Below are 23,584 nucleotides of genomic sequence, written 5' to 3' on the forward strand. Positions count from 1 at the left end.
CCGAAGTCTCGAATCCCGTTCGACTTGCATGTATTAGGCCTGCCGCTAGCGTTCATCCTGAGCCAGGATCAAACTCTCCATTGTAAAGTTTTTTTTAGGGATCTTTAAATCCCTTTGTTCCTGACACATCGGATATTTATATTCCAATCTAATTTTTGTATATAATAAAATATACTTTTTGTCGTTTCGTCTTACAATACTTCAATGAACTTATTCTCTTAAAAGAGATGTGTTTCAGGATCGTTTTCCCTGAAAGCGAGTGCAAATATCGGGAGATATTTTTAAGTTCCAAAATTGAAACCAAAATATTTTAAAATATTTTTAAACCCTTGATTTTTGCTCTTTTTTCAACCTTGGAATCATCAACTTTTTGATGTGTTCCTCCCAAATGGGAATGCAAACATAGAGCACTTTTGTAAATTTACCAAATCAGATCCTTAAAAAAATCTATTAAATTTAGTAAACAACTGTGTCCAAGCAAAATAATTTATTTGGGAGCCTTATAAAGCGGGACGGTACTACATGGTTCACCATACATAATTGATTTAGCATGCCCCTGAATCATGGATACAATTTTTCCATATGCAAATAATGGGATCGGGAATTTACTACATCCCTTAATCACTACTGGGCGATCTTTATACACCATGGGATCAACTGCACTCAGTGCTTTCTCGAAAAGATTTTGTTCTAATGCATCCAAATCACCCAAAATATAGTCAACATTGATCTTTGAAAGGTATGTACCTACCAAAATAAAAGCCCATACCGGAACAATAGCATCTACAGAACACTGTACCGAAACCACCTTACCCTCGAACTGTTCCCAATTTATTTGTTTCAAGGCAAGTCTAAAGTCCATTTCCTTCAAAACCAGACCTTGGAACAAATAGTCCTTAAGATCGAATATTACTCTTTCTTCGGTCCTATAGTATGTCTCTAAATCAATAGTCATGATTGGACTATTGGCCACTCTGTTGATTATCTCACTCATACCAAAAACGGGTTTTTCTTTGACTGTAAAACTCTGAACTCCTTTAAGTAGTTCGGTTCAAAATAAGCCAAGTCTTCAAAATCACCAGCGACAAACTTTTTGTATGCTAATTCCCCTACTGTTTTACTTGAAATGCTGAAAGGTAAAAATCGTGAATTGGGATGATCTAGGATATCTTTGGACTTCGCCATTCCATCACCAAGAAAATAAACATTCCCTTTGGTTAGGTACTCTTCAAAAGGATTCGATTCCAAAACTACAGGCTCGGCAGCTTTGACAACCTTACCTTCAAAATCCAATACACTTGCATAAACTTCCATCCTTCTTGCATCAATCATCGGGATCACATAATCGTCTTTCAAACATAAATGAATTGCCTGAAATGCCAATGCTTCCAATGTACCTACAGCAATCAATGGGATATCAATTGCAAAAGAGAAACCTTTCGCAATTGATACTCCAATTCGCAAACCTGTATAAGACCCAGGACCACAAGAGACAGCTACTGCATCTAAATCTTTGCTAACTAAATCTAGCTGATTCATTAGGTTAGAAATCACTCCCATCAGCTTTTGCGAGTGTACATTGTTCAGATGAACTTCATTCACTCCTAAAAGCAAACCATCTTTATGAACTGATACAGAACAGACCTGTGTTGCTGTCTCTATAGAAAGAATCAAAGCCATAAATGATAAATTACTTTTTCTTACTTGACGCTGAAAGGATATTTGAAATTTTGATAGGCTCAGAAAGAATCTTGACAGCTTCTTCTATATCCACATCACCTTTCAAAGAAGCTTCTATCACACCTTCTTGATAATAATACCTTGATATCAATTCATCTGACAAAGCATCTTTAATTTCCGACTTGAAAGTGATCAGGTCTTGCTCTTTGCTGTGTGTGACTTTTTTCTTCAAAACTTCTATTTGCGTTTTGATATCGTCATAATACTTTTCCTTCTCTGCATACTTCTCCAAGTCATCAATTGATTTCTCTACATAAGTAGTGTAATCATATTCCTTACCTTCTAGCCATGCTACAAAATCATCGTAAATTTGGTCTGAAACTTCAAACTCTCTTGGGGACGGGATCTCCTTGTTTTCTATGAAAAATTTATTCCCAAAATCGAAAACATGATTTCTGGCGACAAGACTGTATGTAATTGGCGCGTAAGTAGTGGATTCAGTTTCTGCATCCGGTTCGATCCCAGCCCCATCTAGCACAAGCCTTCCATTTTTCGTTTTAAATTCATTTCTCAATGAATCTGGAATTGAGCTAACTTTACCTGACCCGTCCTTTTTACTATAATCTATTGCTTGGATGCATCTTCCGCTAGGAATGTAGTATTTTGCAGTGGTCACTTTCACTTGTGAATTGTAAGAAAGCGGAATGGAAGTTTGAACAAGACCTTTACCAAAGGTTTTTTTACCAATCAGAATTGCCCTGTCATAATCTTGCAATGCACCTGCTACAATCTCAGATGCAGAAGCACTCCTTTCATTTATCAATACTACTAATGGAATATCCTTGTCTAGAGGTGATTTTGTAGTTTTATATACAACATTCACACTTTCCAACTTACCAATAGTACTCACGACTTCTTTTCCTTTCGGTATAAAAAGATTTACTATTTCAACAGCTTCTTTCAAAATCCCTCCTGGATTATCCCTTACATCGAGAATAAGCCTGGAAATCCCTTGTGATTTCAAATCTACCAAAGCTTTTCTCACATCAGATGCTGCATTGGTAGTAAAATCAGTAAGCTTTATGTAACCTGTCTTATCATCAACTTTTCCGTAGTACGGCACATTGCTAATGACAATCTTTTTTCTTACCAAATCCACAGAGATCGTATCATCTCCCCTCTTGACCTGAACATTGATAGAAGTGTTAGCAGGCCCCTTTAGCAAAGCTGAAATGTCAGCAGTTTCTTTTTCACGAACATCTACAGTATCTACTTTCAAAAATTCATCTCCAATCCTCAATCCTGCTTCTTGTGCAGGGAAGCCTTTGTATGGCATCAAAACCATATTTTTCCCTGTCCTATTTCCAATCAAAGCTCCAACGCCAGCATATTCTCCAGTGGTCAATAACCTGAAATCATCAGCGTTCTCTTCAGGTATATATTCAGTATAAGGATCAAGCTCCTCAAGCATTGCATTGATACCAACTGTCACCAAATTTTCTGCATCAATTTCGTCAACATAATATGAGTCCAACTCTCTAACTAATGAAGCAAAAATATCAAGGTTTTTGGCTATGGTAAATAACTTGTCATTTTTCAAATTGAATGAAAAAAGAGCACCTCCCATCAAAATGGTAAGGACAAGTCCAAGAAATACTTTGTTTTTGAATTTATTGATCATAAATGATTAGCTTTCACTGGAAAAATGATCCAGCTTTTTAAGAATTTTTTGAATAACAGGCTCAATGCTTTTGAACGTAGAAATGTCAGAAGAAACGTAAATAAAGGCAATATTTTTTTTGCATTTATTTTTATCTGTCAAAAGGTGCTTATTAAGCCTGTAGGCCTCTTTGATTCTTCTTTTGACATGGTTTCTGTCAACAGCTTTTTTGATTTTCCTTTTTGAAACAGAAAAAAGTACCTGATTAGTTTCAATTGGATTTTGAGGGTTCTCGAAATAGAGGACTTTGAAGGGGTATAAAAAAAAAGAGGAACCTTTATCAAAAAGTTCCTTTATTGACTTTTTAGAATGTAATCGTTCATTCTTAGAAAGTGTATAATTCATTGCATTTTTATTTACGTACTCAACATACGAAATCAATGCTGAGAATTATTTCTTAAGTGTTTTTTCAGAAGAAACGGTAAGCTTGTGTCTACCTTTTGCTCTTCTTGATCTGATTACTCTTCTACCGTTTGCAGTAGACATTCTCTCTCTGAAACCGTGCTTATTTCTTCTTTTTCTACGAGAAGGCTGAAATGTTCTTTTCATGACGCTATGATTTAATATTTTTTGTGCTTTCCTATGACTTCCTTCTAAGCTTCACCCTAAAAAGGACTGCAAAGATAGATAGGTTTTTTTTATTTACAAATCAGTCGATTACTTTTGTTTAAATCCTTTTGACAAAGATACATGCAATATTCAATATCACGAAATTCAAAAACTTCCCAATTCATACAAATCACCTTAAAGATTCCGTGCAAAAGTAATGAAAATATCCATTTGCAACTAGCCGCTTGGAGACCCGGTCGCTATGAGTTGGCGAATTATTCTCAAAAAATCCGTGCTTTTGAAGTGGTGCTTAAGGGAGAAAAAATTCATTTTTCTAAAATCACGAAAGATCTTTGGCAGTTTGTGGCAAGTGAAAACGGCATTTACGAGATTAATTATGAATTTCATGCGTCTCAAATGGATGCAGGAGGGAGTTGGTCAGACGATAGGCAGTTATACCTGAATTTTACAAATTTTATTTTTGAAGTTTCTGGTCGTGAGTCAGAAGAGATCTTTTTGGAAATAGATGTTCCGCAAGATTATAAGATTGCTACGCCACTTTTTTCTCATTCAGAAAAAAAATGGAAAGCAGAATCATACCAACATCTAATAGACAGTCCATTTTTAGGGAGTAAAGATTTAACACATTTTTCTTACAAAACCCTAAGTACCACTTTCCATCTTTGGTTCAATGGTGAAAAACATTTTGATGTGGACCGCTTGATCAGCGTGTTCAAATCATTCACAAAAATACAAATAGAAGCATTTGGCGATTTCCCTGCTGAAGATTATCATTTCATTTTTCAACTTTTACCTTATTGGCATTATCATGGGGTAGAGCATCAATTTTCAACTGTGATCACTTTTGGACCAGCATTGACATTGGGAGAGGAAAGTCAAATGAGAGAATTGATTGGTGTAAGCTCGCATGAATTGTATCACTTTTGGAATGTTTGTAGGATCCGTCCAAAAGGCATAACACCTTATAACTTGGCAAAAGAAGTCTATCTGGATTCGGGCATTGTGCTTGAAGGAGTAACTACATATATGGGAGACTTGGTCTTGATGCAGTCTGGTTACTTTAGCTTGGAGGAATATTGTGTTGAAATTCTCGACAAACTCCTTCAAAAAGAGTTTAACAGTTTTGGTTGGCAAAATCAGAGTATTGTAGCGTCTAGTCTGGATCTATGGTTGGATGGATACAAAATTGGAATTCCAGACAAGAAAGTGAGTATTTATAACCGTGGGGCATTGATTTCACTTTGTTTGGATTTAATGTTGATCAAAAATTACTCTTCCTTGTCTGATGTTATGAGAGAAATGTGGCTAGGGTTTGGGAAAAGAGGGGTTGGGTATGAATTAGCAGATTTTGAAAGACTGGTCAGCAACAAACTTGACAATGAAGTAAAATTCAAAAACTTCTTCAATCAGTTTGTTTTCGGCACTGAAGATTTGCTCCCGTTGCTCAAAGCACTTTTTTTGGAATTTGGAGTTGAAATAACGGAGACCTTTGATAAAAATGATCCTTTACTCCATGATTTTGGGATAAAAATGGTCGAAGGCAAAGTAAAGCTAATTCATCCAAAAAGTGATGCATACCAGAAACTAATGCTTGAAGACAGGATACTTCAGGTCGGGACGAGCGACATGACCATGTCACTTGAAAATCCAGAAAAAGGGCTTCTTTTAGTAATAGAAAGATATGGAAGAAAAGTTGATGTACAGCTTGAACCCGAAAAACTCAATGTATATCCCAAACTCATTTCAAAAATAAAAGAAACCAATAAGCTGACTGAATTTTGGGTTGGGAAAGGTCGGTGAAACAAAAAAGAGGAGATTTATGCAAACCTCCTCTTTATTATATGTTGTTCATGATAATCCGCTTTCTTTCCTGTAGCCATTTATAATATTGTATGGAGTACAATTCTATCAGCTGTAGATTGATGACTTTAGGCAATATCAATTATTTCGCATAAACATATGTGAAATATTCACTTATTGGCGTCATTGCGGAAAATCATATTGATTTTTATTTGAAATCTTCGTCGGTCAATTCTCGATTGAATTCGATGGTCACGAATTTACTTTCAAGTGCGAATGGCAGCATTGGACTTTGAATAGTGACAGTTCTTGGAATCAGCACCCCTTCGATATCTTGATAATCAGAATATGTAATATCTTCAGCGACATCAGAACTTGTTTTCAATTTCAAGCCTGATTTGACACTAAAGTATTCCATTGTCTTCATGCCGTTTGGAAGATTTAAGACTATTGCATGAGCTTCTTCACCATTTATTTCCTCGGTTCCTCTGAGCTCTAGTTCCACTCCTAGTTCTTCATATTTTGTTTCTGGAAAAATGAATGTTTGAAGTGTAATCATTCCCATCATTTCTTCTGGAACAGGCTGTTCTTGCCCCATTACAGTCATGGTACATTTCCCATCTACCAAAACAGTTTTTTGCTGAACATTTCCCATAGCTGAAGTCTGCTGCTTCATTCTGCTATTTTCTGCGTCAGAGATTGTCAACATTTCGATTTTTGTACCCTGAAAATCTGCTTCAGCTTCCATATACGCATTTCGTATCTTATCGATGTTTGCTTGCCCACCTACAGCCTTTATGTAATTTGCAATGACTGTTTGCGGATCATTCTCCAGACTCGAAACCTCAGTACTCGGATAATTTGTAAGAGTAATTGATTTTGAAACAGCACTTTGGGAAATTCCAAAGGCCAAAACAGGAACTAAAAGTGATGTGATCTTCATAAATCTTAAGTTTAAATTTTGTATAGAATATAAAAAGCTAGACTGGAAACCAGTCTAGCAAAATAATATTAATTGAATACAGATTCCTCAATGGTCGTATTGAAAACTACTTCATTCACAATCGCATCCAATGGGAAAGGAATCATAGGGGATTTGATGATCATTTTCATCGGATACATCACTCCGTCTATAGATTTGTAATCAGTGTAAAACACTTCTCCAGTCTCTTCACTTTCAGATTTGATTTTGAGGCCAGACTCTACGCTGTAATAATTGATGGTCTTAGAGCCCATAGGATTGGAGACTACAACTTTGTAGGCGTTTTCTCCTTCTACATCCTTGATTCCATCCACTTCCAAAGTATAACCCAAAGATTCAAAATGCAGCTCTGGAAATATAAACATATTCATCTTTGCTGCTTCGAACTGCTCGTCAGTAAGCTCTTGATTAGCTCCATTCGCTTGAACAATGCCTTTACCATCTTTCAAAAGTGTATTTGACATTACATTGCCACCCATACTTACTTTGTTGGAAAATGCTTGTTTTTGCTCATCATAGTAATAATCAAAATCCAATTTCATCCCCTGAACTTCCGCAGATGATTCAATGATCGAAGTCTTAATTGATTTTACCTTTTCATTTCCTCCAATAGCTTCAATGTAACTATCAATCACACCACTTGCTGTAACATCCGCATCCATGGCTACCAGGCGCTCTGGCTCTCCCATATTGGTAAACATTTTCACTTCACCAAATGCCATCAAGCCTTCCTTCACTTGTGCTCCATTTCCTACTACAGTAATGTACATATTATCCGGCTGCAAGAATTTTTTGGCCGCAGCATTGACATCCTCTACCGTAAGGGCATTCAAGCGCTGTAGGTAGGTTGCATAAAAATCTTTTGGCAATCCATAACGCTCCGTATTGATTGCAAAATTGGCTACTGTACTAGGACTTTCTAAAGACCTTCCAAAAGATCCACTTATGTTTGATTTTGCAGCATCCAATTCAGCTTGAGTGATACCATTATCTCTCATGTTTCTGATTTCGTAAATGATCTCATATACCGCTGAATCAGTAGCAGACCCTCTTACACTCGCATCTGCAGAAAAGCTTGCAACAAGTCTATCCGAGCCAATTCCTGCATAAGATCCATAAGTAAAACCTTTGTCTTCACGAAGGTTCATGAATAATCTTCCAGAACCTCCACCACCAAGTACTTGTCCTATAACCCTACTCGCCAAAAAATCTTCACTTGGCAAATGGTTTTGTATGGGGTAAGTAATATTGATGACAGATTGCTGAGAAGCTGACCTATCTACCAAAGCGACTACATTTTCAGAAGGAACTTCAGGAGTTGTATATTTGAAAGATGGTACATCCGCTTTTTCCCATGCGGAGAAGTGCTTCTCTACCATTTTTTTAGCTTCTGATAAACTGACATCTCCCACAATTGCCAAATAGGCAATATTTGGTTTGAAGAAAGTATTGTAATAGCTTTTAATATCTTCTACCGAAATGTTTTCGATAGTTGTTTCTGTCTCAGTCTCACCATAAGGATGATCAGATCCGTAAACCAATTTTCCTGACAAAATACTAGAGATAGAACTAGGATCATTTTTAGCTAAAGCCAATCCTGATTTAGATTGAGTTTTTAATTTTGAAAGCTCGTCCTCAGGGAATAATGGGCTGTAAAGCACATCTGCCATCAATTCCAAAACTTTCTCCTGATGCTTGGTCAAGGTCGAAGCTGTCAAAGAAGTAGATGTAGCCGAAATTCTCGCTCCAAGAAAATCAATTTCTTCATTGAATTTATCTTTCGATCTATTTTTAGTACCTGCAGTCATCATCTCACCTACAAAACCCAGCATTCCGGCTTTATCACCTTCAAGAATTGGATCTCTGTCCAAGATCAATGAATAAGTAACTCTTGGAAGTTTGTTGTTTTGAATAACAAAAACCTTAAGCCCATTTTTCAAAGTAAATGATTCTGCGTCTCCAAATCGAATTTCTGGTGCCGGACCTGGTTCGGGAAGTTTCGATCTATCTATCTGAGCTATTGCAACAGTAGAAAAAATGGAGAAAATAAAATATATAAATAATTTTTTCATGTTTATCACAATTAAGTTTTGAACTTATTCAGTTGCATCTGTTGGTTTAGGAAGATATTTCAACACTACTCGGCTGTCTTTATCAAGATACTTTTGAGCGACTCTTTTGACATCTTCCGCTGTTACTTTTCTGAATAAATCCAGTTGGGTATTGACATAATCGGCATTGCCATAAAACACGTGACCTTGAGCTAATGATTGTGAAATATTTGCAACAGAACCAAATCCATTGATAATTTGATTTTCTTTGATATTTATCAATTTTTGCAAGTCGTTTTTATCGATACCGTTGGTTTTGACTTGATCCAACACTTCGTCGATAGCAACATTCAAATCATCCACATCTACTCCCATATTTGCGATAGCAAGTACAAGGAACATCCCTCCATCCTCTAGATCATTTGGAAAAGCAACTGCTTGAATCGCTTTTTGGCTTTTGTCTACCAATTCTTTGTACATCAAAGAACTCTTTCCTGACAACAAGTAAGTACTAAGCAAGTCCAAAGCATACGTATCAGGATGATCTTTTTTCGGCATTAGGTAGCCTTGGAAAATCGCCGGCAACTGAATGTTGTCATACACAACATCTTCGATCTCGTTGCTTAACTTCTGAATCTCAATATTAGGTCTGTAAGGTTCGATTGTTCCTTTTGGGATTTCTTCGAAATATGCTCTTACCAATCTCTCAGTCTCTGCATAATCAATGTCACCAGCTATAGAAAGTGTGGCATTGTTTGGCTTGTAATAAGTCGCATAAAACTCCATGAATTCCTCCAGTTTGGACGCTTCCAAATGTTCAGCAGAACCAATGATTGGGGATTTGTACGGATGGTTTGGATATAATCTAACTGGAATTTCTTTTTGGAAAGAACCATATGGCCTCTCTTCCATAACCTCTTTCATCTCTTGCTTGATAACCTCTCTTTGGGTATCGACACCTACTTGATCTACTTTAGCTTGAAGCATTCTTTCAGACTCGAGATAAAGTGAGAGCTCTAGTTGATTGGATGGAAGGATTTCGTAATAAATAGTATAATCTTGGCTTGTGCCAGCATTCAATGTTCCACCAGCAGATTCTACAATTTCAAAAAACTTACCTCTAGGGATGTTTTCAGAACCTTCAAACATCAAATGCTCGAAGAAATGCGCAAAGCCAGTTCTTTCTGGATTTTCATTTTTGGAACCTACATGATATAATACTGATGTAGCTACAATTGGTGTTGTATTATCCTGATGAAGGATTACATGCAACCCATTGTCCAATGTGAATTCCTTGTATTCGATTTTGTTTTGACCAAAAACCGAAAACACGAAGAACACACCGAAAAGTGATAAAAAAGCGGATTTTCTCATATAATATATAGTTAATAATTAATTTGTGATTGTTTTAGATACAATAACCATACTCGATAAATTGTTTGAGCGGAAAGAATAAATTTTAATAAGTCTAAAATCTGTTTTAAAAGGACTTGAAAGTTAATGCCTAGTGATAACATTACCAATAATTAAATCGAACAAATCTTACTTTTTTAATTTTTGATCGAATATGGACATCTCTTTTCGGAATACTGTTCGAATTCGATCACATCAAATCTTTACAATCCTTCTGAATAAATATACATGAAGAGTGTTTGAATATCTTTCTTAATTGATTTGGGGTAAACTGTATTATTGTCCAAATGAGTAGTCCTTACATCTAGATCAATCAACACATCCTTTTCCGCCAAATCATAGAGCCTGTAGTTCGTTTGGATCCAATAATCAGGGTAAGTCCATAATGAGGATCCTACCACAGAGCTGTTTTGATTGGATTCATTGTACAGCATTGTAGCTCCCAATTTACTTAATCGTGCATATTTCCTTTCAACAATCTCCAAATCAAGTAAATACCGCACCCCTAATTCTGCATACAACTTTTCTCTGTTTCTTTCAGTTGTAAAATCTCTTATCCCTACTGATTTCAATTCGATTTCGTGATAATCAGTATCCCAAACCTCTCTAAAGCCATAGCTTTTCAATTCCTGAGGAAGGGTTTCCAGAAATGTCCTATAATCCTTTTGGGAAAAACCTGCTGGTAAATTGACCAAAATAATCTCCCCTCTATCAAGAGGTGGAAGCCAGGAATTGACATGGATCTGTTGCACTATTTGTTGAACAGGTTTTCCACAAGCAAACAAAAGGAGAATAAGTAAATAAGTAAAGTATCTCATGTTCAATAAGCTTTCAAAAGTTGAAAGAAAAACCTCTGACCGATTAAGATAGTTTATTTTAATTCAATATCAAAAAGCAAAATTCCAGTTAGGAACATATTGTATATACTCTTCAACAGGAGAAGTATATTTTTCCAAGTTCAAGACATATTCATGAATTTCTTTAAATACCCTTGAGTTACCATTCCCTATTTTTCCACCACAGCCAAAAGAAAGCAGGCAAATAAAAAAAATAAATTTCCTCATACTATCAAAAAAGTCTTGAAGTATAACTTATCCTCATTATTCAAATCCACATAGGTGATGTTCAACCCCTTCTCGTTGACAAAACATCTGTCAAGATAAACACCATCTTCTGATTGTTCCAAACGCATTTCAGCTATTTTTTCATAGTTGCTATCAAATGCCATAACAATCATATTTCTTGGCTCATGCAATGGATCTTTTGTATAGGTATCTCCATAATTTGGATTCGGCTCTAAGGCTATTCTATAAATCAAATCCCGATGCTCATCGTACAAAACAGATCCAAAAACAAATTGCTCATTGTAATGTGTCATATACACAGGATCATTGAAAACAGCATTTACAGGAATTGCCTTTATCTCCTTGAACTTTTCTGGTTTGGCTGAAAAGGAGGCTATTCTCTCAAACTTATCATTTTCAACATACAATTCTTCATCAGCAGCATATCCTAGAAAGTACTGCTTTTTTCTTTCAGAATAATCAGAATACAAATAGGAGAGTAAAACACCCCATGCTTTTCCATGCATCTTTTCAGGGTAACCTTTCACTCTATTAACTTCACCTGATTCTATATCTACTTCAATTAGCAAACAATCAGTATAAAACTTTTTTGGATAGTAAGAACTCATATCAGGAGAAGTATTCAAAATAAGTTTCTCTGGAAACTTTTTTAGAATTTTATTGTGATTAAACATAGGTAAAAACGTATCTCCAGACAAAGGAATCCCTGAAACAGGATCTACTTTAGTCCCTGGATCCAAAAATTCAAATGTCTTGATCAAATCAAAGTGCTGATTAACCAAATGAGTTTTATAATAATACCTTCTATTGAGAAAAATATTTTCTTCATCATGAATATGAAAATCATAAATATTTGAAAAGGCTTTTGGGCCATCAGGGGAATAAAGCAAACTTTCCATTAACTCTCCAGATTCCAAATCATAAAACTTAATTTCAAACATTTTTCGAGCATGGACTGCAAATACTTGCTTTCCTTTCCAATTAGGAACATATTGAATATACTCTTCAACAGGAGATGTATATCTATCTAAATCCAACATGTATTGGTGAACTTCTTTAAAAACTTTTATTCCTTCTCCATCTACTTTTCCATCACAACCAAAAGAAAGAAAACATATTAAAACTAAAATTCTTTTCATAGATTCTAAACAAATAAAAACAGTTTGTAAAATTTTAACCAAAAAACAAAAATAGCCACGATGACTTAAAACAATTTAATGAAATAAAAACATCGTGGCAATAAAATCAATCAATTCTCGGTGCTGTGACACAGCAATAGGTTGGCATGCAAGTACCGCCAGACTCTCCACACACCATATCCCTGTATTGATTACCTGAAGTGGCTTCAAGCTCCAACTCCACAAAAGTCTCTTCTGTAACCTCTATTGGCTCTGAAGAAATGAAACCCGTCGAAAATACCATCGCTGTAGCTCCCGCTACTGCCATGATTGCATTTGGAAATCTGAATTTTGAGTTTTTCATATGTTTATAATTTAAAAGTTGTTTTTCAAAAAAAAAAAAAAAAACAATTTTAAAAAGCAAGTAAACCAATTAAAAAATGAAAAAAAATATCAAAAAATTGATTTCTGAAGATCAATTAAAAGCAATCGAGAAATCTATCCTTGACATTATCTTAGACTTAGACCACCCCAATATCAATTCCATAGAAAAACTCCAACTCGACACAAGTGAAACTGAAGCTTTTTCAATTACTCCTTTCTGCAATCTTACATCGCTAAATGAGTTCATTGACAAGTATCCTGTATCATTGGAAATGGTCAATGTCCTAATTTGGGATACATTGACAGGGCTCTCTTACTTACATAGCAAAAAACTGGTGCACTCTGACTTAAAGCTCTCCAATATCCTTATGCATAAGGTTGGTAAAAAAATCACATTCAAACTAGGTGACTTGCTGACACTAAAAAGAGAAAATACCTTTTTAAAAATCGAAGGAGGATTTTATACTCCAGAGATCATAGCTCCCGAAGTCTATGAATCAGGAATGGTCACTTCCAAAATGGATATTTGGTCTTTTGGAGTACTACTTTATATTTTGTTTACAAAAAAATACCCTTTTGGAGACAGAAGAAACATTCCTGTTTCAAAAATCAAAGAGAACATCAAATCCAAAAGCATCATTGGTCCACCTTTGGTTTCGGTCATGGAGCCTTACAATCATTTCATAGAACTCTGTCTAAGCAAAAAACCGAACGAAAGACCCACTGCTAAAGACCTTTTGGAAATGATAGAACAATAATCAGGTCACATTATATTGTAGATATATAATTTTTGAAATATTTCAACCTACTCCCATACCAGCTAAAAATCTCTCCGTCAACCAACTGGATGGTAGAATCTGGCAGGATTGCCGAAAATTCATCCAGATGTTTTTGCTTGAATGGGTAAGGTTCTGAACTTAAAAGCAAAAAATCTGGGTTCATTTCGGTGAGTCCTTTCAACGAAAGCTCTGGATATCGACTTTCCCTTACCAAATTCTCAAAACCTGCCCGATCAAGCATATCGTCTATAAAAGTATCCTTACCTGCTACCATGATTGGATCTTTCCAAATCAAGTATATAGCTGTCCCTTTTTTCTTGGGAACATAATCCATATCCTTTTGAATCATATCAACCAATTGCTGTGCTGCTTCAGATCTTCCTGTGATTTCCCCAATCCCACGCATCATCTCCATTGCATCGCTTAGATCGAAGATATCACTCATCCATACAGGATACTTTTCCGCCAACATTACTATTCCCTCTTGATAATTCTCCTCCTTGTTGCCAATAATCAAGTCTGGCTTCAGCTCATCTATTTTATCAAAATGAAAATTCTTTGTTCCCCCAATGATTTGCTTTTCTTTTTTGAAGCCTTCAGGATGCACACAAAACTTGGTCACCCCTACTATCCTATCCCCTAAACCAAGATCCACCAAAAGCTCAGTCTGTGAAGGAACCAATGAAATAATTCTCTTCGGATTTTCGGAGATAGTTACTTTTCTTTTTAGTTGGTCGGTGTAGATGGGCATTTTAATTGGATTAGAAGATTACAAAATTAGAAGATTGGGAGGTTATAAGGTTGGAAGGTTGGAAAGTTTTAAGGTTGAGTCTACTCCGAAAAGTAGTAAAATGAGAATTTTATCCCTCTAATTTTAATCCTAAGACACTTTTTTCTAATGAAAATGGCTTTTTAAGAGTGGACTCAAGGTTGGAAGGTTTTAAGATTAAACATGGCTTGTGTCTCCACAAGCCATTTGACAAAATCAGCATTCTATGCAGACTTAGGGTAGAAGGTCTGTGAAGACACAGACCTTGGGGTTGGGGTTGTCAAATTGGAAGATTGAATTACTAAATATGAGTATCCGCAATGTTGTACGTTGGCTCAGAAGAGGCATTATGTGTTGCGGATTCTCGTCACCGGACAACTGCCAACAGAACCTCAAATCATTTATCAAACATTCTATTGATTGGCTACGTGCATTCAAGCAGATACACATATTACTAAAAGAACTTGTCTGACTACTTTCCCATTTAATTAACTATTTATCCTAATTAACCAATAATCTAATCCACTAAACCACATATCTAAAGTCAAACTTTGGATCGAAATCTTCCAAGAATCCTTTGATCAGCTGAATGACTTGTTGGATATCTTCTTTGCTTGCGGTCTCTACGGTGGTATGCATGTATTTCAATGGCAAAGAAATCAATGCCGACGGTACTCCTTCATTGGAATAGGCGAAAGCATCCGTATCAGTGCCTGTTGCTCGGGATGCTGCTGCTCTTTGGAAACCGATCTCTCTTTTTCTAGCAGAATCAATGATCAAATCCAACAATTTCTTGTGCACTGATGCTCCATATGCCAATACTGGCCCTTTGCCAGCCACCAAATCCCCTGAGGTGATTTTGTTGTACATTGGCGCCGTTGTGTCATGGCAAACGTCAGTGATGATTGCTACTTGCGGCTTGATTCTAGCTGCTATCATAGCAGCACCACGCAGCCCTATTTCTTCTTGAACTGCATTTACGATATACAATCCAAAAGGTAATTTGGTTTTGGATTCGTGGAGCAATCTTGCAACCTCTGCTATCATAAAGCCTCCTACTCTATTGTCCAAAGCCCTGCCACTGTAGAATTTGTCATTCAACTCAGTAAGTTCATCCTGAAATGTAATCACACAACCTACATGAACGCCCATTTTTTCGATTTCCTCTTTGGTTCGAGCTCCTACATCTATAAAGATATTGTCCAAAGTCGGTGCATCATCTTTTCCATCCTTCCTCACATGGATAGCAGGCCAACCAAAAACTCCAGGAATGACTTTCTCATCTGTATGGATATTGACACGCATAGATGGTGCAATCATATGATCCGAACCACCATTCCTTCTAACATAAATGTAACCTTCTGGAGTAATGTAATTGACAAACCAACTGATCTCATCCGCATGAGCTTCAATCACAACTTTGAATTCAGCATCGGGGTTGATAACCCCTACTGCCGTTCCATAATTGTCCGTAAAGTGAGTATCTACATAAGGCTTGATATAATCCAACCATACTTGCTGCCCTGAAGCTTCAAAACCTGTTGGACTTGCAGTATTGAGGTATTTGTATATAAATTTTTCTGATTTTGACATAATTTTAATTTTTAAAATGTCATCAGTCAACGGTCGACTGTCAACTGAAGACCAATTCACTATTTAAATTGTTCTATTTAATTGCTCATTTGGATAAATAAATTTCATCAAAGATTATCCGTTTAATTAAATTCTTAATATCACGGATTTGTGCCTTGCGAATAATTTTATTTTATGATTATCCGCTTTGTTGCCCGTAAAGAAAGAAAATAAGGATTAAAGTTCATTTAGGTGAACAGTAAACTGCGGACAGTCGTCTGTCGACGATTATCCGCAGAAATTCAAATAAATATTAAGCTACTGGCATAATTGCGGATAATCGAATTTTACTTTAATGAGTTCCTCAAGGCTTGTGTTTTTTTAATCAACTCTTCATATTGATTGTAAAGACTTTCAAAATTACTCTCTGAAATTATTTTTCTTTTTCTTCCCAAATACAAACAAGAAACAACTTCTAAAGCAGACCGAATACTATAATTCAAAAACCGTTTAAAATCTAGATTTGTTTGACCTGTTGATCCTTCTGCTATATTTAATGCAACTGAATCAGCAGCTCTCTGAAGCTGGGAAGCCAAAATAAACTTTTCATGATTTGGAAAATCATTTACTAACAAACTCACCTGATAGGAAAGCTCTATTGCTATTTGCCATACTGTCAACTTCTCAAACTTGAACCCCATGATACAATGATTTTAAACAACTATTATTTTCAACTACAACCCATATCATGAAGCGGACACCGAAACTGTTGTCTGCCGACAGTTGACTGTTGACTATAAAGGGATATTCCCATGCTTTTTCCTTGGGAGTTTGTCGACTTTATTTTCTAGCATTTTGAATCCTCGGATTAGTTTCTCACGGGTTTCTGAAGGGATGATGACTTCATCTATGAAACCTCTATGGGCAGCTCTATATGGATTTGCGAATTTGGCTGTGTAGTCGTCTATTTTTTCCTGAAGCTTTTCTTCTGGATTTTCTGCTTCTGCAATTTCTCTTTTGAAAATAATCTCTGCGGCTCCTTTGGCACCCATCACAGCAATCTCCGCTGTAGGCCATGCAAAATTCAAATCCGCCCCTATGTGTTTGGAGTTCATCACATCATAGGCTCCTCCATAGGCTTTTCTTGTGATTACCGTAATTCTAGGGACTGTTGCTTCTGAGAATGCATATAGGAGTTTCGCTCCATTGGTGATAATTCCATTCCACTCTTGATCTGTACCTGGTAAAAATCCCGGCACATCCACCAAAACCAATAAAGGAACATTAAATGAATCGCAGAACCTGACAAATCTTGCGGCTTTGACAGAGGCATCATTGTCCAAAACCCCTGCCATAGACTGAGGTTGATTACCAACTATTCCGATACTTCTACCAGCTAACCTTGCAAATCCAACTACAATATTATCAGCGAAATTTTTATGAACTTCCAAAAATGAGCTTTCATCCACTATTCCATCAACAACCTCCCTGATGTCATAAGGATGATTGACATTGTCAGGAATGATGTCATTTAAAACAGGCCTTGATTCATCCTCTTTCAGTTCATACGAATAGACAGGAGCTTCATCTTCACAGTTTTGAGGAATATAGCTCAGGAGTTGTTTGAGGTGATTGATACATTCAAGTTCGTTTGCACAAGAAAAATGGGTAACACCACTTTTGGAGCTATGTGTACTCACCCCTCCGAGTTCCTCAGCTGTGACGGTCTCTTGGGTTACTGTTTTGACCACATTGGGTCCTGTCACAAACATATACGAGGTATTCTCTACCATCAAAATAAAGTCTGTGATAGCCGGAGAATAGACTGCTCCACCAGCAGATGGCCCCATGATGGCAGAAAGCTGAGGCACCACACCCGAAGCGAGTGTATTGCGGTAGAAAATATCCGCATAGCCACCAAGTGAAACCACCCCTTCTTGAATCCTCGCACCTCCAGAATCATTCAATCCTATTATTGGAGCACCATTTTTCATGGCCATGTCCATAACTTTGCAGATTTTCTCTGCGTGAGTTTCCGAAAGTGACCCTCCAAAAACCGTAAAGTCTTGAGAATAAACATAAGTTAGCCTTCCATTGATTTCTCCATATCCGGTCACAACTCCATCCCCTAGATAATGCTCCTTGTCCAAACCAAAATCTTTTGCCCTATGCATGACAAATTTATCTATTTCCTGAAACGACCCTTCGTCCATCAGAAGGTGAATTCGTTCCCTTGCTGTAAGCTTTCCTTTTTTGTGCTGTGCTGCGATTCTCGCCTCACCTCCACCCAAAAGGGCTTCTTCATTTATTTTCTTTAGTAAATCTATTTTGTCCTTATTCGTAGGCAGGGTATAAACACCTTTGGTTTGGCTATCCATATCAGTCTAATGTTAATTTGGTTGTTTCAAATATACGGAGCAGAGTATTAGTGGAAAAACAATTCTGAAATTAGATCAAAAAAATCAAAGTTAAGGTGCTGTTAAATTTTAGTGGAAATTGGATAATTCATCTCTATAAAAATCATTGAAGACCACCAGTTTTAAATAAAACCTCTATATTCGCAGAACTTTAATTTAGGCGATAATGAAACCTAGAAAAGCAGCGATAATTGATATGGGCACCAATACATTTCATTTGTTATTGGTGAATTTGTATGAAGGAGATTTTACGACGATTTATAAAGAAAAAATTGCTGTAAAAATTGGACAAGGTGGTATTTCCGATAATACAATCACTCAAGACGCCAAAAAAAGGGCCCTCCAAACATTGCTACATTTCAGGAATCTAATTGATGGGGAAGGAATCACTGAAGTTTTTGCTTTTGCTACAAGTGCTGTAAGAAATGCGGAAAACGGGAAACAATTTGTAGAAGAAATAAAAGAGAAATTCAATATTGCGGTACAGGTAATAGATGGTCAGCAAGAAGCCCAACTAATCTATGAAGGAATTCGGTTTAGCGGATCTTTGAGTAGAGAAAATCATCTGATGATGGATATAGGAGGAGGTTCTGTGGAGTTCATAATCGGTAATGAATACGAAGCCCTTTGGAAACAGAGTTTTGAAATCGGTGGGCAGAGATTGTTGGATCTATTTCATTATCATGACCCTATCCAAGCAGAGGAGGTATCCAATTTAACATTATTTTTAGAGGAGAAGTTGACAGACCTTGTTGATGCTATCAGAACTTACACTCCAACTGGATTGGTCGGAGCTTCTGGGACTTTTGACACATTAAGTGATATTTATTATGCTTCACAACAAATAAAGAAAGGTAAAACAGAACAATCCTTCCTTCTGCCTCGTGTTGGATTTGAGATTATTGCTGATCAATTGTTGAATCTCAACAAGTCTGAACGTCTCAAAATACCAGGGATGATCCCAATGCGTGTCGATATGATTGTCGTGGCATCCTGCTTGATCTCCTATATTTTAAAGCACATTTCAGTAGAAAAGCTCGTTTGTTCAAGTTTTGCCCTCAAAGAAGGCGTGATTTCTCAGTTGATAGGAAAAAATTCCTTTGAAAGTGCTCAGCTAAATTAAAAAAACAATTGTAAGGTGCTATGTCTGAAGCTCAATAATATTATAAATTTGAGCCTTTTGATATTCCGATTACTTTGTCTATTGACTATCGTCAAATTTCTTTCTCTCCAAAAAAACTATGCGTTTAATATGAATAAATTTACTTATCAAGACCTTTTTTCTTTTTCCAAACAAATACTTCTCAACATCGGGTGTCCTGAAGAAGACGCTTCACTTGCTGCCAAGGTATTACTTTCGGCAGATTTGAGAGGAGTTGATTCACATGGTGTTGCGAGATTGTCGGGGTATGTTAGGCTTTGGGAAAAAGGACGGATAAACCCCACTCCCAATGTACATGTCAGCTATGAAACTCCCAGTACTGCTGTAGTTGATGGTGATGGTGGACTTGGATTGGTAGTTGCTCCATTCGCCATGAAAGTGGCAATAGAAAAAGCAAAAAAAGCAGGCACAGGTTGGGTTTCTGTTAAAAACTCTAATCATTACGGAATAGCTGGTTACCATGCTATGATGGCATTGGAGCATGATATGATTGGAATTTCACTTACCAATGCAAGCCCTTTGGTGAGTCCTACATTTTCGAAAGAAAGAATGCTCGGAACAAATCCAATTTCAGTGGCAATTCCTGCAAAGAACCAACCTCCTTTCGTAGGAGACATGGCTACTACCACAGCTGCAAACGGAAAACTTGAAATCCTTCAACGCAAGAACTTAGATGCTCCATTGGGCTGGGTACAAGATGCAGAAGGTATTCCAACAACTGATGCTAATGGTGTAAAAAAAGGTGGTGCACTTTTACCGCTTGGAGGTGATCGGGAACATGGCTCACACAAGGGTTATATCCTTGGTTCGATAGTAGATATTTTTTCTGCAGTTTTGTCAGGGGCAAATTATGGGCCTTGGGCGCCTCCATTTGTAGCTTTTTTGGAGCCAGATCCTAATCCTGTTGGTGAAGGGCTGGGGCATTTCTTTGGTGCTATGCGTGTAGATGCATTTCGTCCAGCTGATGAATTCAAAAGCCATATGGATAATTGGATTTCAAGATTCAGGTCTGCTGAACCTATTCCAGGACATGAAAAAGTCCTTATCCCTGGAGATCCCGAAAGAGAATTGGAAGCAGAAAGAATGGAAAATGGTATCCCTTTGATCAAACCCGTAGAAGATGATCTTAGAGTTTTGGGTGAGAAGTTTGGCGTTGTGCTTTGAGAGAATTAGTCAATTTAGTTATTGAGTGATTAGGGGAATTTGGCTCTTGGGGAATCAAGTTTTTGAGGGATTTGTGAGGAGAGAGACATGAGATATGAGACTTTGTATGTCCTAACAGAGAAATGAGAATATTCCCTGTAAAGCCTGTCCCGTGCTGATAGTTATCGGTACGGGAGGCATTTGATAAAAGTATCGGGTCATGACCTAATGACAAAAAGAATTAAATTAAAAATTTGCACTGAAAAGCCTGTCCCGATAATTTCGGGAGGCAACTGACACTAACATTGGGTTTCAACCCAATGCAATAGTAAATGTATGATTCACTTTTGACCTGACGGGACAATTGAATACCTGAAGACAATAAAAAAACATCAAAAAAAGCATCAACTTCTTTTAGAACTTTGACATTTTATAAATACATTTTGTGTGTGGTTTACCTAATCACTTTCGTATCAACCAACCACTTTTTGGAAGCCCATTATTCAACTATTCCACTCAATAAACCAATAACTCCATTAACAAACACACAGATCAGTGAAGGTTTTTCCCAGGGTTGCCACATTTCCGAATAGGTTGAAAACTTTTGTATATTGGTGAGTCAAATCACTTCAATTTCTTTATATATGGACAATCTGCAAAAAGGACGAAGATCTTTTATCACAAAATCAGCAGCAGCTTTAGCACTTTCAAGTTTGGGACTGGCTTCGTTTCAGCCTATTCAAAACAAGAAAAAACTCAAAGTTGCACTGATAGGCTGCGGTTGGTATGGTAAAATGGACTTATGGAGATTGATTCAGATTGCGAATGTAGATGTGGTAGCACTCTGTGATGTAGACAGCATGCATCTTGAGGAAGCAAATTCAATCTTGAAAAGCAGATTGCCAACAAGTGAACCCAAGCTTTATAAAGATTATAGGGAACTATTGAAATCCCATCAACTCGACATTACTGTCATCGGCACTCCAGACCACTGGCATGCGTTGCAAGCGATAGACGCAATGAAGGCTGGCTCCCATGTCTATTTGCAAAAACCAATTTCTGTAGATGTCATCGAAGGTGAAGCCGTAGTGGCCGCTGCAAAAAAATATGATAAAATCGTCCAAGTAGGGCTTCAAAGAAGAAGCACTCCGCATTTGATTGAAGCAAAAAGAAAAGTAATTGATTCAGGAAGGCTTGGAAAAATTGCACATGTAGAGATTTGTTCATACTACCACATGCGGGCAAATGGAAATCCTCCAGAACAAGAAATCCCAGACCATTTAGACTATGAACTTTGGACTGGTCCTGCTCCAATGAGGCCTTATGATGGACTTCCCCATCAGAGGTGGTGGAGGACATTTATGGAATATGGAAATGGAATCACAGGCGATATGTGCATACACATGCTAGATTGCGTTCGCTGGATGTTGGAATTGGGCTGGCCAAATAAAATTTCTGCTACTGGAGGCATTTACGTTCAGAACGAGGGAAAATCTAATATTGCTGATACACAAACAGCAATATTTGAATACGATGATATTAATATAGTCTGGCAACACAGAACTTGGGGACCACCTCAAGATCCAGATTATCCATGGGCTTTCAAGATTTTTGGAGAAAAAGGCTATTTGGCAGGAAGTCCATTTAGAGCGGATTTTGTTCCATCAGCAAAAGATGAAGAAAAAATCCACTGGGATGCTGTCTATGAAAAAGAAAAATACCCTGAAGATGTCAATGAAAATGGAATTGAAATACATGCAGTACCTGCTACAAGAAAGCATTTTGAGAATCTGGTAAAAGCTATTGACTTAAAATCTCAACCAATAGCAAATGTAAAGGATAGCCATATTTCAACAGCTTGCTGCATTCTTGCAAATATATCTATGGATTTGGGGAGGCCACTCTCCTATGATCCAGAATCAATGACAATACCTTTAGATAAAGAAGCAAATACAAAATTAAGACGACCTTATAGAAAACCATGGGTACATCCCGAGCCTAACGATATTTAGAAATTTTTATAAAGGTCTGTAGCATTTCAGAAACTTTGTCCGTCATGGGATAGAAATGACAAAAAAGATATTTCTAAACCAATTATTATGATTACTCCGATTAAAATTTCTCAAAAATTAAAATCCTTTGGATTTATGGTGCTGATTGCACTTAGCTTAGGGCTTACATCATGTTTGAATGATAATGATTCAACCCCCATTCCTCCTGCAGCATTTGTTTCAATTTACCATGGTTCACCAGATGCTCCTAGCTTGGACGTATTTGCAAACAGCAACCGTGTTACAAACAACCCATTTCGCTATAGCGAAACTTTACCTTACAACAGGTACTACTTAGGTGAAAGAACTTTTAAATTTTCCCCTTACAATTCTGTCACTTCTTTGCTGGAGAAAAAATTCACTGTTGAACAAGATTCAGTGTATTCCATCTTTATCGCAGGGAATGTTGATGATTTGGATGCAATTTTCGTAACAGATAGCTGGGATACACCAGTAAATGGAGAAGCTCAAATGAGATTTGTGCATCTTTCACCAGATGCTGGAACAGTAGATATCCAAGTTACTGAATCAGGTGCACCGTTGATTGGTGATATTGATTTCAAATCATATACTGATTTTGAAAGTTTGGATTCTGGATCTTACAATTTCCGTATAATCTCTAAAACTTCAGGAGAGACCATCCTTACTGCAAACAATGTTGAGCTAAGAGAAAACAGAGTTTACACTCTTGTTTTGAGAGGGTTACAGCAAGAAGACACAGAAGTTGACAAAAGATTGAACCTTCAGTTGGTTACCAATTTTATTAGATAAAACCAAATAGGTTTTCTAGCAATCCCAGAACAGTCGCTGTTCTGGGATTTTTTTTGGAATTTAATGAAAGAATGATCTGGATTTTTTTTGATTGAATGCAGGAGGATCGAGGAAATA

22 protein-coding genes and 1 rRNA gene are annotated in these 23,584 nt (G+C 36.9%); 6 read left to right on the plus strand and 17 right to left on the minus strand.

Annotated features, from left to right (window positions below):
• From MM236_RS18495 to rpmH, 6 genes are all read right to left on the minus strand, one after another.
• Positions 1-84: ribosomal RNA gene (locus MM236_RS18495) — 16S ribosomal RNA — on the minus strand; the annotation flags it as partial.
• 403 nt (positions 85-487) lie between these two features.
• On the minus strand, positions 488-994 hold the full coding sequence (locus MM236_RS18500; RefSeq protein WP_241276485.1) for a DUF2480 family protein: 507 nt from the start codon (positions 992-994) through the stop codon (positions 488-490).
• Positions 991-1,680 (minus strand): tRNA (adenosine(37)-N6)-threonylcarbamoyltransferase complex dimerization subunit type 1 TsaB, encoded by a 690-nt coding sequence (tsaB, locus tag MM236_RS18505; RefSeq protein ID WP_241276486.1) that lies wholly within the window; start codon positions 1,678-1,680, stop codon positions 991-993. The genes MM236_RS18500 and tsaB overlap by 4 nt, the downstream gene beginning before the upstream one ends.
• A 10-nt stretch (positions 1,681-1,690) precedes the next feature.
• The gene (locus tag MM236_RS18510; protein WP_241276487.1) at positions 1,691-3,361 is read right to left on the minus strand and encodes a S41 family peptidase; all 1,671 of its coding nucleotides are present in this window, start codon (positions 3,359-3,361) and stop codon (positions 1,691-1,693) included.
• Between the two features lie 6 nt (positions 3,362-3,367).
• A complete protein-coding gene (gene rnpA, locus MM236_RS18515; RefSeq protein ID WP_241276488.1) occupies positions 3,368-3,745 on the minus strand; it encodes a ribonuclease P protein component in 378 nt (125 codons plus the stop codon).
• A 45-nt stretch (positions 3,746-3,790) separates the two neighbouring features.
• Positions 3,791-3,949: a 50S ribosomal protein L34 gene (gene rpmH, locus MM236_RS18520; protein WP_014772384.1), complete on the minus strand. Its 159-nt coding sequence runs from the start codon at positions 3,947-3,949 to the stop codon at positions 3,791-3,793.
• 141 nt (positions 3,950-4,090) lie between these two features.
• Here rpmH and MM236_RS18525 point away from each other — a divergent pair, with 141 nt between their 5' ends.
• Positions 4,091-5,770: a M61 family metallopeptidase gene (locus MM236_RS18525; protein WP_241276489.1), complete on the plus strand. Its 1,680-nt coding sequence runs from the start codon at positions 4,091-4,093 to the stop codon at positions 5,768-5,770.
• Between the two features lie 208 nt (positions 5,771-5,978).
• On the opposite strand, the gene MM236_RS18530 is transcribed toward MM236_RS18525, so the two are convergent.
• The 7 genes from MM236_RS18530 to MM236_RS18560 form a co-directional block, all read right to left on the minus strand.
• Positions 5,979-6,713 carry a LolA-like protein gene (locus MM236_RS18530; protein WP_241276490.1) on the minus strand — a complete coding sequence of 245 codons (735 nt, stop codon included), beginning with the start codon at positions 6,711-6,713 and terminating at the stop codon, positions 5,979-5,981.
• Between the two features lie 68 nt (positions 6,714-6,781).
• Positions 6,782-8,824 (minus strand): M16 family metallopeptidase, encoded by a 2,043-nt coding sequence (locus tag MM236_RS18535; RefSeq protein WP_241276491.1) that lies wholly within the window; start codon positions 8,822-8,824, stop codon positions 6,782-6,784.
• A gap of 24 nt (positions 8,825-8,848) precedes the next feature.
• Positions 8,849-10,177 carry a M16 family metallopeptidase gene (locus tag MM236_RS18540; protein ID WP_241276492.1) on the minus strand — a complete coding sequence of 443 codons (1,329 nt, stop codon included), beginning with the start codon at positions 10,175-10,177 and terminating at the stop codon, positions 8,849-8,851.
• A gap of 242 nt (positions 10,178-10,419) precedes the next feature.
• Positions 10,420-11,034 carry a hypothetical protein gene (locus MM236_RS18545; RefSeq protein ID WP_241276493.1) on the minus strand — a complete coding sequence of 205 codons (615 nt, stop codon included), beginning with the start codon at positions 11,032-11,034 and terminating at the stop codon, positions 10,420-10,422.
• Between the two features lie 69 nt (positions 11,035-11,103).
• The gene (locus MM236_RS18550; RefSeq protein ID WP_241276494.1) at positions 11,104-11,280 is read right to left on the minus strand and encodes a hypothetical protein; all 177 of its coding nucleotides are present in this window, start codon (positions 11,278-11,280) and stop codon (positions 11,104-11,106) included.
• Positions 11,277-12,440, minus strand: a complete 1,164-nt coding sequence (locus MM236_RS18555) for a DUF4221 family protein (protein ID WP_241276495.1) — start codon at positions 12,438-12,440, stop codon at positions 11,277-11,279. Before MM236_RS18555 ends, MM236_RS18550 begins: the two co-directional genes overlap by 4 nt.
• Positions 12,441-12,546: 106 nt before the next feature.
• Positions 12,547-12,783: a hypothetical protein gene (locus MM236_RS18560; protein ID WP_241276496.1), complete on the minus strand. Its 237-nt coding sequence runs from the start codon at positions 12,781-12,783 to the stop codon at positions 12,547-12,549.
• Between the two features lie 76 nt (positions 12,784-12,859).
• Here MM236_RS18560 and MM236_RS18565 point away from each other — a divergent pair, with 76 nt between their 5' ends.
• Positions 12,860-13,561, plus strand: coding sequence for a protein kinase domain-containing protein (locus MM236_RS18565; protein ID WP_241276497.1), 702 nt, complete (start codon positions 12,860-12,862; stop codon positions 13,559-13,561).
• 10 nt (positions 13,562-13,571) lie between these two features.
• Here MM236_RS18565 and MM236_RS18570 read toward each other — a convergent pair whose 3' ends face one another.
• From MM236_RS18570 to MM236_RS18585, 4 genes are all read right to left on the minus strand, one after another.
• On the minus strand, positions 13,572-14,333 hold the full coding sequence (locus MM236_RS18570) for an ABC transporter substrate-binding protein (protein ID WP_241276498.1): 762 nt from the start codon (positions 14,331-14,333) through the stop codon (positions 13,572-13,574).
• Between the two features lie 543 nt (positions 14,334-14,876).
• The gene (locus MM236_RS18575; protein ID WP_241276499.1) at positions 14,877-15,944 is read right to left on the minus strand and encodes a M20/M25/M40 family metallo-hydrolase; all 1,068 of its coding nucleotides are present in this window, start codon (positions 15,942-15,944) and stop codon (positions 14,877-14,879) included.
• 326 nt (positions 15,945-16,270) lie between these two features.
• Positions 16,271-16,624, minus strand: a complete 354-nt coding sequence (locus tag MM236_RS18580) for a four helix bundle protein (RefSeq protein WP_241276500.1) — start codon at positions 16,622-16,624, stop codon at positions 16,271-16,273.
• A gap of 93 nt (positions 16,625-16,717) precedes the next feature.
• A complete protein-coding gene (locus tag MM236_RS18585) occupies positions 16,718-18,301 on the minus strand; it encodes an acyl-CoA carboxylase subunit beta (protein WP_241276501.1) in 1,584 nt (527 codons plus the stop codon).
• A 205-nt stretch (positions 18,302-18,506) separates the two neighbouring features.
• On the opposite strand from MM236_RS18585, the gene MM236_RS18590 reads away from it, so the two are divergent.
• The 4 genes from MM236_RS18590 to MM236_RS18605 all read left to right on the plus strand — a co-directional run bounded on the left by MM236_RS18590 (position 18,507) and on the right by MM236_RS18605 (position 23,467).
• On the plus strand, positions 18,507-19,463 hold the full coding sequence (locus tag MM236_RS18590; RefSeq protein WP_241276502.1) for a Ppx/GppA phosphatase family protein: 957 nt from the start codon (positions 18,507-18,509) through the stop codon (positions 19,461-19,463).
• 129 nt (positions 19,464-19,592) lie between these two features.
• Positions 19,593-20,666 carry an Ldh family oxidoreductase gene (locus MM236_RS18595; RefSeq protein WP_241276503.1) on the plus strand — a complete coding sequence of 358 codons (1,074 nt, stop codon included), beginning with the start codon at positions 19,593-19,595 and terminating at the stop codon, positions 20,664-20,666.
• Between the two features lie 623 nt (positions 20,667-21,289).
• A complete protein-coding gene (locus MM236_RS18600; RefSeq protein WP_241276504.1) occupies positions 21,290-22,657 on the plus strand; it encodes a Gfo/Idh/MocA family protein in 1,368 nt (455 codons plus the stop codon).
• An 87-nt stretch (positions 22,658-22,744) separates the two neighbouring features.
• Positions 22,745-23,467 carry a DUF4397 domain-containing protein gene (locus tag MM236_RS18605; RefSeq protein WP_241276505.1) on the plus strand — a complete coding sequence of 241 codons (723 nt, stop codon included), beginning with the start codon at positions 22,745-22,747 and terminating at the stop codon, positions 23,465-23,467.
• The last annotated feature ends 117 nt before the right edge of the window (positions 23,468-23,584 follow it).

The sequence above is a fragment of the Belliella calami genome (assembly GCF_022549695.1).
Classification (GTDB): domain Bacteria; phylum Bacteroidota; class Bacteroidia; order Cytophagales; family Cyclobacteriaceae; genus Belliella; species Belliella calami.